This is a genomic window from Novosphingobium sp. ST904, from assembly GCF_001298105.1.
Classification (GTDB): Bacteria; Pseudomonadota; Alphaproteobacteria; order Sphingomonadales; family Sphingomonadaceae; genus Novosphingobium.
Window position 1 is genome coordinate 1 of the sequence record NZ_LGJH01000138.1, and the last position, 14,522, is coordinate 14,522.

Genomic DNA, 14,522 nt, shown 5'->3' on the forward strand with positions numbered 1-14,522 from the left:
CGGTGAACTACGTTTGACAAATGCCCATCGCTGCGTCGGGGAAGTCTTGAAATATCGACATATTCCGTCGCCTTCCCTCCTGGCGCTGAGCCATTTTGCCTCAAACCTCGATGGTGCCGTTTATGAGTTTATGACCTGGGTCGCAAAATCCACGCCGCGCCCTTCTCAAGGGTGCGGTGCTCGGCGGAATGGCGACTTGGGGCGATTTCCAGTCCGAGATTGCCGCGCAGCGTATCCGCCGAATAGTCGTCCCTGAAAAGCCCGCGCGCGGCGAGGATCGGCACCACTTCGGCGCGGAAGCGCGCCCAGTCGTCGGGATGCTGGACGAAGACATTGAAACCGTCCGCCGCGCCGCTGGCATGCCAGCGCTCGATCTCGTCGGCGATCGTGACCGGCGATCCCGCCAGCCGCAGCCATGCCGATCCCGCGTCCGCCAGCACCTGCCGCAGGGTGCGCCCCTCCCGGCGCGCGGCTTCGAGGTCTTCGTGGAAGCGCCGAATTCCGGCAGCTTCGCCGCCCGAAGCGATTTCCGGGAACGGTGCGTCCAGATCATAGCCGGAAAAGTCATGACCGGCGAACTGCCTTGAAAGCGACGCCAGCTGCGCGCGCAAGTCTCCTGCCGTCTGGCGCGCCTCGAATTTCCGCCGGGCCGCTTCGTCTGTATCGGCGATCGTCACGCTGAGTGCGGGGATGAACAGCAGGCTTTCCGGGGCCCTGCCATATCGCCGGGCACGAGCCCGCACGTCCGTGGCAAGCTCCAGCGCCTCCGCCTGATTGCGCGCGAAGCTGAACACGATATCGGCGACTTGCGCACTCAGTTCGCGGCCCTGCGGCGATGTTCCCGCCTGAACCAGCGGCGGCTGCCCCTGGCGCGAGCGCTGGATGTTGAGCGGGCCGGAAACGCTGAAGAACTCTCCGCGATGGTCTAGCCGGTGCTGCCGCGCCGGATCGAGGAACCGCGCGGCCGTCCTGTCCTGCGCGAAGGCGCCTTCTTCGTAGGATTGCCATAATCCCTGCACCACCTCCACCGCTTCGGACGCGCGGCGATAGCGGGTTTCGTAGTCGCCATGCCCGGTGCGGCTGAAATTGCCTGCCGTGCCGGGTCCTGACTGGTCACGATGTTCCACCCGGCCCGCCCCTTGCTGATGAGGTCGAGCGAGGCGAGCCGCCGGGCGATATCGAAGGGCTCGCTGTAGGTGGTGCTGATGGTCGCCACCAGACCGATCCGCTGCGTCGCCGTGGCGACCGCCGACAGCAGGGTCAGCGGCTCCAGCCGGTTGAGATGATGGTTGGGGAAATCCGGTGTGATGTACTGGCTGTCGACGATGAACACGAAGTCGAACCGGGCGTCTTCCGCCTCCCGCGCCTGCCGGATGTACCAGTCTATGTCGACGCTGGCATCGAGCGGGACCGCCGGATCGCGCCACAGTTCCTTGCCGGATGCATCACCGACCCCGATCAGGACGGCTCCGAACTTGAGCTTATCGCGTGCCATCGTCATGCCTTTCACAAGCTGTTGGGAGATAGGCGCAGCGCGCCGCCGGTGCCGGGTTCCGCAAGCTTGGGCGCAGCGGCGATCAGGGCGCGGGTATAGGGATGCGACGGGTGCGAGAGCACCTGCCCGGTCGGTCCGGTCTCCACGATCCTGCCGCGGTGGAGCACTGCCACCCGGTGCGCGATGCCGGCCACCGAGCCGAGGTCGTGCGAGATGAATATCTGCGCAATGCCGCGCTCCCGTGCGAGCCGTTCGAGCAGTTGCAGGACGTGGACGCGGTTCACGGCATCGAGCGCGCTGACCGGTTCATCGAGCAGGATCACTTGCGGATCGAGCACGAGCGCCCTCGCGATCACCGCGCGCTGGCGCTGACCGCCTGAAAGGTGGCGCGGCAGGCGGCAGCCCAGTGCGGGATCGAGTCCGGCAGCCTCCAGCGCCGCATTCACCAATCGCGCCCGCTCGATGCGGTCGATGCCGCCGCGAATGTCCAGCCCCTCGCCCACCGAACCAGCGATGGTGATATCGGGATCGAGGCTGCGCAGCGGGTCCTGGAACGCATATTGCAGCCGGCTGCTGCGGCGAAACGCCATCAGTTCACGCCCCGCCAGCCGCTCCAGCGGTTCGCCGCCGAGCACAATCGAACCTTCGGCAGGGCGAACGAGGCCAAGGATCGACCGCAGGAGCGTGGTCTTGCCGGAGCCGGTTTCCCCGATCAGCCCGAGGATTTCGCCGCGCGCCAGTTCGAGATCGATCCCGTCCAGCACCGTGCCTTGCCCATAGCCTGCCCGAAGCCCGCTGATCCGCAGGAGCGGCGCGGCCGCTTGCGGCCGTGGCGCGTTCTGCCCGGCTTCCAGCGAGGTGGCATGATGCGTTTCGATCAGGCTGCGGGTATAGGCATGGCGCGGCCGGTCCAGCACCTCCCGCGTGGCGCCCGCCTCGACGATCTCGCCCTCGCGCATGACGATCACCTGATCGCAGGTCTGCGCCACCACGGCGAGATCGTGGGAAACCATGACGAGGGTGAGGTCCTGTTCACGGCGCAAGTCTTCGATCAGGCGCAGGACTTCGGCCTGCACCGTAACGTCGAGGGCGGTGGTCGCCTCGTCGGCGATCAGCAGGCGCGGCCCGGCGCAGACCGCGATGGCGATCAGCACGCGCTGCACCATGCCGCCCGACAGTTCGAAGGGATACTGGCGGAATACCGTCTCCGGCTCCGCGAACCCCACACGGGCGAGCAGGGCCAGCGCCCGCTCTTTCGCTTCCCGGCGTGAAAGCGGAAGAACCGCACGCATAGCCTCCACGATCTGGCGGCCCACCGGGATCGACGGGTTGAGGTAGGAGCCCGCATCCTGGAACACCGCGCTCAGCTCGGTCCCGCGAAGGGGTTTCCAGTCGCGGCCGCTCAACCGCGAGAGGTCGGTGTCCCGGTAGCGAATGGTGCCGGAGGTGACGGCGGTTCCGGCAGGCAGCACGCCAAGGACGGCCCGGCAGGTGAGCGACTTGCCGCTGCCGGATTCCCCGACGATGCCAAGCGTGCCGCCGCGCGGAATCTCGAAATCCACGCCCCGCACGAGCATCCGGCCATCGGCCCCGGCGATCGTCAGGCCGCGTACCGACAACAGCGGCGCGGCTGGCGCGATGGGGGAGCGCGGTCCGAAAGTAACGACGTTGTTCTGCTGGATCATGGCCGTATCTCCGGAATGCGGGGATCGCTGCGACGCATCGCGTCCGCGAGCGCGTTGAGCGACCACACTGTCGCCACGATCAACACGCCCGGCGCGAAGGGGCCGAAGGGCCGGTCGTAAAGCGTGGTCAGGTCGCTGGCGAGCTCGCCGCCCCAGGTCGGGTCGGGCGGGACCACGCCGATGCCGAGAAAGGTCAGCGAGGCGACGATGGAAAGGCAGGCGCCCGTCATCGAAGCGGTCGTGACCGCCACCACCGGCAGGACTTTCGCGATGACGTGGCGGCGGATGATCCATGCCGTCGAAGCGCCGCCCAGCCGTGCCGCCTCGATATAGTCGCTGTTGGCGACCGATAGCGCGGCGGCGCGGCTCACCCGGTAGAAAGCGGGCGCGATCAGCACGCCCACCGCGAACATGGCCTGGACGAGGCCGTTGCCGAGCATGGCCGTCATCGCGATCGCGAAGACCAGGAACGGCAACATGATGAGCGCATCCACCAGCCTCAGGCTGATCCATTCCGCCCGCCTTCCCAGGAAGACGGACAGCACCCCCGGCACCACGCCGAGCAGAAGACCCACACCCACCGAAAGCACGGCGGCCAGTATCGAAACCGTGGAGCCCGCCAGCAGCCGGCTGAACACGTCGCGCCCCAGCGCATCGGTGCCGAGCCAGTAAGCCGGGCCGGGGCCTTGCAGGATCGCGCTGCCGTCCTGCGCGAGCGGATCGTGCGGGGCGATGACGGGGCCAAGCGCCGCGAGAACGACGATCAGCGCAAGGAAAGCCAAGGGCACTGCGGCATTTCGCACAACTGTCATCCTGTCAGCTCCTGCGGCGCGAGGCGGGCTGGAGGACGCCCAGCAGCACGTTGATCAGAAGGTTGCTGGCGAGAACCAGCACGATGGAAACGACGAGCGTTCCCTGCACCACCGGCACATCGCCGCGCAGCGCGGAATCGGCGGCGAGGCGGCCCATGCCGGGCATATTGAAGATCGCCTCGCTCACCACCGCGCCGCCGATCAGCATGGGCACGCGCAGCGCCAGTATGGAGAGAGCCGGGCCGGCGCCGTTGCGCAGGACATGGACGAACAGGATGCGCCGGGGCGAAAGCCCGCGAACGACGGCCCCGGTCACGTAATTGTCCGAGAGTGCGGCGACGAGGCCGGTGCGAAGCTGGCGCGCGAGCTCGGCCACGACATCGACGCTCAGCGCCATGGCCGGGATCGCGATCGAGCGCAGCCAGCCTGCCACATCCTCCGATGGCGGGACGTAACCGGCCGAGGGCAGCAGTTCGAGCCAGAGGCTGAACAGCAGGATCATCGCAATGGCGACGACGAACGGCGGCAGCGAGGCGGCGGTCGAGGCGAAGACCGTCACCATTCGGTCGAGCCAGCCGCCTTGCCGCGCCGCCGAGGCGATCCCCAGCAGCGTGCCCAAACCCACGCCGATCAGCAGCGCCCCGCCCGCAATCGAGAGGCTGACCGGCAGGCGCTGGAGGATCATCTCGGTAACGGGCACCCCGTTGAACCACGAAGTGCCGAGATCGCCGTGAAGCACCCCGCCCATCCAGTCGAGGTACTGGACGGGGACCGGCCTATCCAGGCCGAACTGCGCGCGGATCTGCGCGATCATTTCGGGCGTGGGACTGTCTCCGGCCAGCCCGGCGGCGGGGTCCAGCCCGCTCGCCACGCCGAGCAGGAAAGTGATGAGCGTCGCCAGAAAGAACACCGGCACCGCGATCAGCAGGGTCGAACCGGTGAAGCCGAGCAAGGCGCGGCCATGGCGCAGGCGCACGGCCCATGCGTGGCCGGGAACGGCTGGGACTGTGCGCGCGGTCATTGCACGGTCACGCCTTCCCAGCGGATCTGCGAGGGCAGGATGTTGAGGTTCTTCACCCCCGCCCGCGCGCCGACGATCCACGGTTCGCTGTAGAGGTAGTTGCTGGGCGACTGCTCCACCCCGGCGCGGACCGCAGCGTGGAGGCGCGCGGCATAGGCCGGATCGCTTGTCGGCGTGCGCCGCACCGCATCCAGCGCCTGGAGGAACGCGGGCGCCGCATAAGGCCCGCTGAGGTTCATGATGCCTTCGGGGCCATATGTCGCCAGCAGGTTCTGCACCGGGGATTCCCGGCCGATGGTGCCATCCAGCGCGAGGGCCGGGCGCTTGGCGATATAGACCTCGCTCTGCCAGGTGGAGGAGCCGGGCGGAACGATGCGCAGCGTCGATTTCACACCCACGCGGGCAAGCTGCGCCTGCACGAGTTCGGGCAGGCCGTCGTTCATCACCGGGTTGACGGCGATCTCGATGGCGAGCTTGCCCGGCGGATATCCCGCCTCGCGCAGCAGCGCGCGGGCCTTGTCCGGATCGTAGCCCCAGAGCTTTTCGACACTGGCATCGAAGGCGGCGTTCCCGGCGGGGAACGGCTGGTGCGAGACCGTCGCAAGCCCGGCTGTAACGGTCCTGATGAACTCGCCGCGGTCGAAGGCATAGCGCAGCGCTTCCACCACCCTGGGATTGTCGAACGGCGGCCGGTTGCGGTTGATCGAAACGTCGCGGACATTGAGCGAGGGCGCAATGGCGACGGTCAGCCCCCTGCCCTTCGCCTCTTCCACGCGGCGCGGGGGAATGCGTCGGCACGTCGATGGAACCGGAAAGCAGCGCGGCGATCACCGTGGCCGGGTCCGGTGCATTGGTCAGTTCGAAGCGGTCGATATGGATGTTCGCGGCGTCCCAGTAGCCGGGGTTCTTCTCGAAGTAGGCGTGCGATTCCGGCACGAATTCGGTGATGCGGAACGGCCCCGCGCCGACCGGCCAAAGCGCCAGTTTCGCCTTGTCCTTCGCTGCAGCGGTCGGACTGGCAATCGCGCCGACGCGGCCGGCGAGAATAGTGGGAAGCTGGTAGTCGGGCTCGCGCAAGTGGAAGGTCACCGCCAGCGGTCCATCGGCGGAAACGCTTTCGACGCCGCCGAGATCGCGCTTGATGAAGGAATCCTTCTGGGACAGCGCCCGGTCGTAGAAGGCCTTGACCGCCGCCGCATCCAGCACGGTATCGTCCGAGAACGTCAGCCCCTTGCGCAGATCGAAGGTCAGCGCCTTGCCATCATCGGAAAAGCGCCACTTCTGCGCAAGGCCCGGCTGGGCCTCGCCCTGCTTGTCGAGACGGGTGAGCGAGGCATAGGCCAGGCTGATCGTATTGATATCCGCGCCGGTGCGGCTGGTCACCGGGTCCCACGAGGTGGGCAGCATGAAGGCCCAGCGCAGCTTGCTGTGCCCGGCCTCCTGCTTGCCCGAACCGCCGCACGCGGCGACGAGCAGCCCCGCCGCCAGCACGGTGAACAGCCGCCGCAAGTATCTCCCCGCCTCCTGCCTCATGCGGTGAGCGCCGGTTCGCGCGGAGCCTGCGCGGATGCACGCACATTGGCGGGCTTCGGCAGGCCGAGGTGATCGCGCAGGGTGGTGCCTTCGTAGTCGCTGCGAAACACTCCCGCCTCCTGAAGCAGGGGCACGACTTCGCTTACGAAACGATCGAACTGGTCGGGATGGCCGAGCATGACGTTGAGCCCGTCGAGCGCGCGTTCCTCGAACCAGCGGATTATCGTGTCCGCCACGGTGCGTGCACTGCCCACGAAGGGGCTGCGATGCCCTGCCCGCACCAGTTCCACGGTCTGGCGCAAGGTCAGCCCGCGCTCCACGGCAAGGTCGGTAAGCTTCTTTGCCTGCGTGAAGAAGCTGCGGTGGGCATGTTCGAGCGCCTGCACCGGGAACGGCGCGTCGAGGTCGTACTGGCGGAAATCGTGCCAGCCGAACGAGCGGCCGAACTCGTTCAGGGCCTGGTCGAAGCTGTGGTCGGCCAGCTTGTGCGCCTGTTCGATGCCGCGTGCGTCCTCGTCGGTATCGCCGACGAACACGCTGACGCCGGGCAGGATGATGACCTCATCCGGATTGCGGCCGGCCGCTTCGGCGCGGCGGGCGATGTCGGCGTAGAAGGACTTGCCGTCCTCGATCGTGGCGGCATGGGTGAAGATCGCATCGGCGGTCTGCGCGCCGAGGTCGCGGCCCTGGTCGGAATCGCCCGCCTGGAAGATCACCGGCTCACCCTGCGGCGAGCGCTGGATGTTGAGCGGCCCCGCCACCGAGAAATGCCGGCCCTTGTGGTTCAGCGCATGGAGCTTGTCCTTGTCGAGGAACACGCCGCTCTTGCGGTCGCGCACCAGCGCATCGTCCTCGTAGGAGCGCCAGAGGCCGTGCACGACATCGAGATATTCGTGCGCCCGGCCGTAGCGGGTCTCGTAGTCGTAATGCTCGTCGAGCCCGAAATTGCCCGCCGCCCCGGGATCGCCGCTGGTCACGACATTCCAGCCTGCGCGCCCGCCGCTGATGAGATCGAGCGAGGCGAAACGGCGCGCAAGGTTGAACGGCGCGTTGAACGATGTGGTCGCCGTGGCGACAAGGCCGATGTGGCTGGTCGCCACCGCGAGCGCGGAAAGCAGGGTCAGCGGTTCGAGCCGGTTCAGGTAATGCGGCGGCGAATCCGGGGTGATAAACTGGCTGTCGACGATGAAGACGAAGTCGAACTTCGCGCCTTCCGCCTTGCGCACGGCGTCGATGTACCAGCCGATGTTGACGCTGGCATCCGCCGGGATTTCCGGGTCGAGCCAGCGGTTGTGCTGGCCCGGCCCGCCAACGCCGGTGGGAACGAGGCCGAGCTTGAGGGTGCGCCTGGTCATGATCTCTGCTCCTTTGCGATGATAGCGGGCGCGCGCATCAGATGCGGCCCTTGAGGGTCACGCCGAAGAGGCGCGGATCGCCCAGCGCGGCGAGAACGACGCCGAACTGGCCGTAGACGGTCTTGGTGTTGTAGTAGTCCTCGTCGAAGAGGTTGCGGACCCAGACCGAGACGTCCCAGCGCTCGTCCGGGCTGCGCACTCCGGCGTGAAGGCCTACGAGGGTCGAGCGCGGCACCCATGAATAGGGGTCCAGATTGACCGCAGCGTAATAGCCCGAACGGTAGCTGACATCGCCGCCCAGGTAGACCTTCGCGTTCCCGGCATCGAAGGTATATTCGCCGTTGCCGGTCGCCGCGAGACGCGGGGCGCCCGATGCACGGCGGCCGGAAAGGTCGATCACGCCGAGGTAGCTGTTGAGGTACTGCGCCGGGGCATTCTTGTACGAGCGGTATTCCGCATCGTTGTAGGTTCCGGCGAGACCCAGCGAGAGGCCCTCGAACGGGCTGAGGCGGGCATCCAGTTCCACGCCGCGCGAACGCACGGTGCCGACATTGGTGATATAGCCGACCGCCGGGGTCACTGCGTTGTTGACGTAGTTCGCCTGGTAGTTGGCGATATCCGCCCAGAACAGGGAAAGGTTCAGTTCCGCCTTGCCGCCCAGCAGTCGGCTTTTCAGGCCCAGCTCGTAATTGTCCACTTTCTCCGGTTTCACGAAGATGTCGACGCCCAGCGACTGCCGCACGAGGTTGATGCCCGGCGACTTGAAGCCGCGCGAGTAGGAGGCATAGCCGTGCAGGTCGCTGTCGAGGTCGTAAGCGGCGATCAGGGTGCCGGACAGGTTGTCGGTATTGTTCGAAGCCTTGTAGGACGAAGTCGGCGCGAGGCTGGCGCGCGTGGCGGCGATCGTCGCCTGAAGCGCCGGGTCGAAACTGTCGATCGGCGCGAAATCGCCGCGCAAGTCGGCATCGTAGAGCCCGGTCTTGTGCTCGTAAGTGTAGCGCAGGCCACCGGTCAGGCGAAACACCGGCGAGATATTCCAGGTCGCCTGTCCGTAGGCCGCATAGCTGTAAGTGGCGGGGACGACATGGGCAAAGGCCGTCAGCCCTTCCAGCGCCGCCGAGGGGATCGCCGAAACCGAGGCCGAAGGCGTATTGCCGGTAAGCAGCCAGGCCGATGCGTCGCGGCCGTAAGTCTGGACCACCTTGTCGTCCGCCTCCTGCCAGAAGAAATAGAGGCCTGCGGTGTAGTCGATGGTCTTCTCGCCATTGGAGGCGACGCGGAATTCCTGGCTGAACTGCTGCTGGTCGGTATCGACCACGCTGTAGGTAATGACATTGGCGCCGATCTGGTCGCCGTCATAATTCGGAATCCATTTCCAGTTGCGATAGGCCGTGATCGAGGTCAGCGAGACCGGCCCGACGTCCCAGTCCGCACGCGTCTGGAGCCCCCAGCTGGGCATCTCATCATATTGCGAGGAGTCGATATCGGTTTTGCGGGCGAAGGGATCGACGGCGATCGGCGTATAGCCCACGTCCGCCGCCCTGCGGTAGAAGCCGCGCACCTCGGTGCCGTTGGCCAGCGTCGTCGGCAGCACGCCCGAGACGATCTGGAAGCCCATGTCGCCCTTCTGCACGCTGTAATCGGCAATGAAGCGCAGCTTGAAGTTATCGGCCGGCCTGTAGAGCAGGTCGAACTTGGCCGCGTGGTTGTCCTGGTCGTCCCAGTGCTGGCGATAGGTCGTATTGTAGATCAGGCCCTCGCGGCTGGATCGCAGGTAGCTGACGCGGAAGGCGATATCGTCGCCGATCGTCGAGTTCAGCGAGACATAGCCGCGAAACTGCTCGTGATTGCCGTAAGTCAGTTCGCCGCGCGCTTCCTGATCGAACGCGGGTTCGCGCGTCTTGACGTCGAGCGCGCCGGCCACCGTGTTCTTGCCGAACAGTGTGCCCTGCGGCCCGCGCAGGAGCTGGATGCTCTCCACGTCCATGAGGTCGGTGATGACCGAGCCGGTGCGCGGGCGGTAGACACCATCCACGTAGATGCCGACGCCCTGCTCCAGTCCGTCGTTGGTGCCGCCCGCATTCGTGCCGATACCGCGCACGGTGATCGTCTGGTTACGGCCGCTGAAGCCCTGGATATTGAGGCTGGGTAGCTGCTGCAGCACCTGCTTCAGCGTGGTGGCGCCCTGCGCCGAAAGCTGCTCGCCGGAAATGGCGCTGATGCCGATCGGCACCTTCTGTGCGCTTTCGTTGCGATAGCGCGCGGTGACGGTGATTTCGCTCACTTCCCCGGCGGCGGAAGCGGATGCATCGGCCTCGGCGTCAGCGGCGAACGCGGGCGAGGCGAAGGTTATCGCAAGGGCCGAGGCCGCACCGGACAAGGCATGCAGGCGTCCGGAACGGCGACGGCGGAAAGAACGAACGAACGGCAACAAAACCCCCTATGCGAGTGCCTCAAGGAGACACCGGGGGTAATCACGCCCATTCTCAACCAATTCAATAGAGTTATGGAAGCCGTCCTATGAGTTCTCCTAAACCCTGGGCGGCGTTCTCCTGATTCCGGGAGAATTCAGGACCTTGCCCTGAAGCTGCGTTCCATGCGGGCACGGGCCTGTTTTGACTTCATGGCCGCAGGCGGTAGTTTGATCGCTTGCCGCTCAAGGCAGATCGCTCAGGAGAGCGGACGGCGGTTCGGAGGAGGATTTTCGTGACATTCCCGGTCGCCGTGCCCCGTTCGCCTGCCATCGTCCTGTTGGCCGCATCGGCATTGGCAGGCTCCCCATCGCTTGCAGCCCCGCCCGGACCTGCCCACGCTGCCGCCAGCGAAGCCTCCGTGGCAGGCCATTACTACCTTTCCGGCGTCATGGAGACGGGTTCGGAACTTCTCCTGCGCGAAGACGGAACCTTCGAATGGTACATCAGCTACGGCGCGCTTGACCGGTTCGCCAAGGGCCGCTGGTCACGCGAGGGGGCATCGGTGATCCTGAAACCGGATGGCCCTGACGATGCGAAGCCGCTCTATGCTCCGCTCGGCGCCGAGCCCTGGGATTTGCAGGCCGAACAGGCCCTGCTTCGCCAACAGGCCGAAGAAGCCGCGGACGCCGTCGCGGCGCGCTGCCCGTTCCTGGCCGGATGGGCCGATATCGCGGTGACGCCGGTTCCCACCATCGACGAGGCCGCGACCGTCCCGGTCTCGAGGGAAAGCCTCCGCCGGAAGGCCGCCGAGACCCTCCAGACCGCCCTGCTCACGCGCAACCGCGCCGCAATGCTGGCCCGCCGGGCACTGGACGCCCCCTCGCCCGAAGCGAACGAAGCAGTCGGCAAGGCCTTCGCCGCATGGTTCGATGCGCGCGCGGCGGCGCAATCCGCCGCCGGGGAAGCCTATCTGCCGGACCCGGACCTTGCCGAGCCGGAGCTTCCGGCCCCATGCATCGCGCCGGAAACACCCGATGCCGCCGACATCCCGCGTGAACAGTGGACAGGCGGAATCGCGGTTCGCGTGCTCGATCCGGTCCGGGAGCAGACCGCGAACCATGTGCGCGTCACCCTGCGCCATGCCGATGGGCAGGAAGAGCAGATCGAGACGGGGTCCGGCGGACTGGCGATCCGGCCCGGCACGCCGGACAGCCCGGTCGTGGCGGTCGGCCTGTCGGCACCCTATGCGCCGGGGCGGGATGCCAGCTTTCGCATCGAACCGGCCAGCGACACGGTACTGAGCTTCTCGATCGATGGCGGCCAGTTGGAACAGGCCCCTTTCGAATCCATGCGGCTGCGCATCGTCGGACAAGACCTTGCGCCCGATATCTTCGAAGGAAAGGGGCTTTACCGGCGCGCGCGCTGATGCGGCGTTACATGCCGCGCGGAAGCGCCCGCAAGCCCGGCGGCCGGGTCAGGGAACGGCCTTGACCACCGCGCCCTGGATCTCGGGAAAACACTCCCGCGCCAGGTTCTTCCACATCGGCTCCACCGCATCCCGCCAGTCGCCAAAGCCGTAGAGGATCAGCGTGCCATCGTGACGCGCCTCGAACGACATCACCACGGCGGGACGGCTCGCGTCGTTCGCGGCCAGTCGGAAATCCACTTTGCGCCCGGTCTCGATCGCGAGATTTTCGCTCACGCCCAGATCGTCGAACTCCGTCTCCACACATGCCGCCACGTCCGCGATCGGCCGGTCCGAACGCGCGGTGATAAAGGAGGAGGTGACGGAAGGGATCGCTGCCGAAAGCGAGATTGCGGCCAGAAACATGGCGCGAACATATCACGATATGACCCGGCGCCCAACGGCCCCGCGATACAAAAAGACGAATTTGCCCCGGACAGAGCCGCTCCCGATGCCATGCCTGCGCGGACTTGGAGCCGCATCGGTTCTTCCCAGCCCTTTGAAACGGGCCGCAAAAAGGGGCTCCAAGCGGGGCATATGTCGCTGATTGACAGGCGAAACCCGTCGGCACGATCCGATCGGAACGGGTGCCGGCCGGCAAATCACTCCAATTTGGGGAAAGTTGAAACTGAATCGGATGATAATGCTTGATACAACATTTTTTCAAGTATTCATTTCAACAAGTTAACTAACAAGCAAAAACGCAGCCCTGAAGGTCGCCACTGAAAGAATGCTCCGCAAGGTTCCGTTACCCGGATTCAAGCGATACTTTGCGAAAGTATTCTGCAGCGCATAGCAAGAGAGGTGCGAACGTGCTCAGAAAGATTGCTCTTTCCGCGGCCGGACTATCGGCGATAGTCCTTGCTACGAACCCTGCCCGGGCCGACATTACCGGCACTATCGACGCGACGATCACCCTGGAGGCAGGATGTATCGTCAACGGACAGAACTATGACGACGGCACCGCCAACGTCGCTTTCGGCACGCTCGACTTCGGCACGCAGAACACGCTGTTCACGCAGGCCGATGCCCAGGTCCTCAACGGCGGCGCGGCTTTCACGGTCCAGTGCAGCAACGGGATCGCGCCCACCTTGTCGTTCAATGCCGGGCAGAACGATGGATCGGGCGCCGGGGTGGGCGTCCATGCCATGGCCAATCAGACCGCAGCGGGCCAGTTCGTCACCTACAACCTCTATTCCGACACCAACCGTTCGGTCATCATTCCCGTAGACGGCGACATCACCCTGCCCGCCGACGGCACGCAGCAGACCGTCAACGTCTATGGCCGCGCTTTCGGCGAGGCGGGCCTGACCACGGGCACATATTCGGACGTCGTCACCGTGGTCCTCGAACTCTAGCGGCACGCCGCCCGGACCAGGCTCATGAGAACTGGAATTGACGCGAAGGCGCTCCCGGCGCCGGCGCTCGCGATCCTTGTCGCCCCGTGCGTCGCGGCAGCCATGCTTCCCGCCGCCGCAAGAGCAGATACGACCGCGCAGTTCGCCGTCACCGCGAACATCACGGCAGGCTGTCTTGTGGACGGGCTGGGGAGCAGCGGAAACGCGGGGCTCGTCGGCAGGCTGGACTTCGGCGTGGATTCGACGTTCTCCAGGGCGACCCGCACGGCAACCTCTACGGCGACCCAGGCGATCCGCCTGCGCTGCACGCCCGGCGTCAATCTGACGATGACGGTAAACGGCGGCAACCACGCCGCATCCGGCATGCGCAACCTCCAGAGGGGGACCGATGCATCGGCGCGGATTTCCTATGCCTTGTGCCAGGACGCAGGCTGCACCCAGCCCATCGTCATCGGCGGAGCCCCCGCCGTTCCCGTAACCGGCACTAACAGCGAGGACGTGCGCCTGCCGATCTACGGATCGCTGACGCTTTCGGGAACCCTGCCGCCCGGCACTTACACCGACAGCCTGATCGTCACCCTGAGCTGGTGACAGCTCCCAGCCGAGGATAAGCCGATGAAGAGCATGATTCCCCCCGGCAGACTGGCGAGTCTCCTCCTGCTTGCGCAAGCCGCGTTCCTTGCGGTGGATGGCCTGCCCGCCGCCGCGCAGTCACCCAGCTCGATCCTGATCTGGCCGGTCAACCCGGTCATAGAGGGGCAGGCCCGGGCCACCGCGCTCTGGCTCGAAAATCCGGGCAAGTCGCCGATTACGCTGCAGGTCCGCATCTATGCCTGGACGCAGCGCGAAAACCAGAACCTCTATGCCGAGACGCGCGAGGTCATAGGCTCGCCGCCGATCGTGACCATCGAGCCGGGGGCCCGGCAACTGGTGCGGATCACGCGGCTTGTCGCCCCGCCGCCGTCGGGAGAGCAGCCCTATCGCATCATCGTCGATGAAGTCCCGGTGAAGGACGGCCCGGGCACCGCCGGCGCATCCGTGACCTTTCGCATGCGCTACTCGCTTCCGCTGTTTTCCGAGGCGAAGCAGGAAGGCGGCGCGGAAAGGCCGACGCGCCCGCAGCCGCCATCGCCTGGCGCACGGGCACGGACCGGGACGCCGTTTCCTTGAAATCCGCAACAGCGGCTCCGGCCATGCCAGGCTGAGCGACGTCGCCTTCACGGGCGGGCGGTCAGCGTCGGTGCTGGGTGAAGGCCTGTTCGGCTATGTCCTGCCCGGCGCGACGATGCGCTGGCCATTGCCATCAGGGGTGGACGGATCGGGCGATCTCGTTGCCGCCGTCAACGGACGGGCGCAGGCCCGTATCGAGCGGCTGCCGGAATGA

13 protein-coding genes and 2 pseudogenes are annotated in these 14,522 nt (G+C 66.3%); 5 read left to right on the top strand and 10 right to left on the bottom strand.

Annotation, left to right across the window (positions count from 1 at the left end):
• Positions 1 to 128 precede the first annotated feature (128 nt).
• The 9 genes and pseudogenes from ADT71_RS10580 to ADT71_RS10610 all read right to left on the bottom strand — a co-directional run bounded on the left by ADT71_RS10580 (position 129) and on the right by ADT71_RS10610 (position 10,281).
• A complete protein-coding gene (locus tag ADT71_RS10580) occupies positions 129 to 1,127 on the bottom strand; it encodes an NtaA/DmoA family FMN-dependent monooxygenase (protein ID WP_255351629.1) in 999 nt (332 codons plus the stop codon).
• Positions 1,128 to 1,147: 20 nt separating this feature from the next.
• Positions 1,148 to 1,501: pseudogene (locus ADT71_RS34950) on the bottom strand (LLM class flavin-dependent oxidoreductase); the annotation flags it as partial.
• A 5-nt stretch (positions 1,502 to 1,506) separates the two neighbouring features.
• A complete protein-coding gene (gene nikE / locus ADT71_RS10585) occupies positions 1,507 to 3,180 on the bottom strand; it encodes an ABC transporter ATP-binding protein (RefSeq protein ID WP_054436667.1) in 1,674 nt (557 codons plus the stop codon).
• Entirely contained in the window at positions 3,177 to 3,992 is an 816-nt protein-coding gene (locus ADT71_RS10590) for an ABC transporter permease (protein ID WP_054436669.1), read from the bottom strand. The genes nikE and ADT71_RS10590 overlap by 4 nt, the downstream gene beginning before the upstream one ends.
• A 4-nt stretch (positions 3,993 to 3,996) precedes the next feature.
• On the bottom strand, positions 3,997 to 5,013 hold the full coding sequence (locus tag ADT71_RS33480) for an ABC transporter permease (protein WP_054436671.1): 1,017 nt from the start codon (positions 5,011 to 5,013) through the stop codon (positions 3,997 to 3,999).
• Positions 5,010 to 5,786, bottom strand: a complete 777-nt coding sequence (locus ADT71_RS34955) for an ABC transporter substrate-binding protein (RefSeq protein ID WP_255351630.1) — start codon at positions 5,784 to 5,786, stop codon at positions 5,010 to 5,012. Before ADT71_RS34955 ends, ADT71_RS33480 begins: the two co-directional genes overlap by 4 nt.
• A 64-nt stretch (positions 5,787 to 5,850) precedes the next feature.
• Positions 5,851 to 6,546: pseudogene (locus ADT71_RS34960) on the bottom strand (ABC transporter substrate-binding protein); the annotation flags it as partial.
• Positions 6,543 to 7,901, bottom strand: coding sequence for an LLM class flavin-dependent oxidoreductase (locus ADT71_RS10605; protein WP_054436674.1), 1,359 nt, complete (start codon positions 7,899 to 7,901; stop codon positions 6,543 to 6,545). The pseudogene ADT71_RS34960 and the gene ADT71_RS10605, both read right to left, overlap by 4 nt.
• A gap of 37 nt (positions 7,902 to 7,938) precedes the next feature.
• Complete coding sequence (locus ADT71_RS10610) at positions 7,939 to 10,281, bottom strand: TonB-dependent receptor (protein WP_165913336.1); 2,343 nt, start codon at positions 10,279 to 10,281, stop codon at positions 7,939 to 7,941.
• Positions 10,282 to 10,607: 326 nt separating this feature from the next.
• On the opposite strand from ADT71_RS10610, the gene ADT71_RS10615 reads away from it, so the two are divergent.
• Positions 10,608 to 11,741: a hypothetical protein gene (locus ADT71_RS10615; protein ID WP_054436678.1), complete on the top strand. Its 1,134-nt coding sequence runs from the start codon at positions 10,608 to 10,610 to the stop codon at positions 11,739 to 11,741.
• 48 nt (positions 11,742 to 11,789) lie between these two features.
• On the opposite strand, the gene ADT71_RS10620 is transcribed toward ADT71_RS10615, so the two are convergent.
• Complete coding sequence (locus tag ADT71_RS10620) at positions 11,790 to 12,146, bottom strand: hypothetical protein (protein WP_054436679.1); 357 nt, start codon at positions 12,144 to 12,146, stop codon at positions 11,790 to 11,792.
• 446 nt (positions 12,147 to 12,592) lie between these two features.
• Between ADT71_RS10620 and ADT71_RS10625 the strand changes: the two genes are divergently transcribed.
• The 4 genes from ADT71_RS10625 to ADT71_RS31295 all read left to right on the top strand — a co-directional run bounded on the left by ADT71_RS10625 (position 12,593) and on the right by ADT71_RS31295 (position 14,522).
• Positions 12,593 to 13,138 (top strand): spore coat U domain-containing protein, encoded by a 546-nt coding sequence (locus tag ADT71_RS10625; protein ID WP_054436682.1) that lies wholly within the window; start codon positions 12,593 to 12,595, stop codon positions 13,136 to 13,138.
• A 24-nt stretch (positions 13,139 to 13,162) separates the two neighbouring features.
• Complete coding sequence (locus ADT71_RS10630; protein ID WP_197282984.1) at positions 13,163 to 13,729, top strand: spore coat U domain-containing protein; 567 nt, start codon at positions 13,163 to 13,165, stop codon at positions 13,727 to 13,729.
• 24 nt (positions 13,730 to 13,753) lie between these two features.
• Complete coding sequence (locus ADT71_RS10635; RefSeq protein ID WP_054436686.1) at positions 13,754 to 14,308, top strand: molecular chaperone; 555 nt, start codon at positions 13,754 to 13,756, stop codon at positions 14,306 to 14,308.
• Positions 14,309 to 14,378: 70 nt separating this feature from the next.
• Positions 14,379 to 14,522: a hypothetical protein gene (locus ADT71_RS31295; RefSeq protein WP_156336553.1), complete on the top strand. Its 144-nt coding sequence runs from the start codon at positions 14,379 to 14,381 to the stop codon at positions 14,520 to 14,522.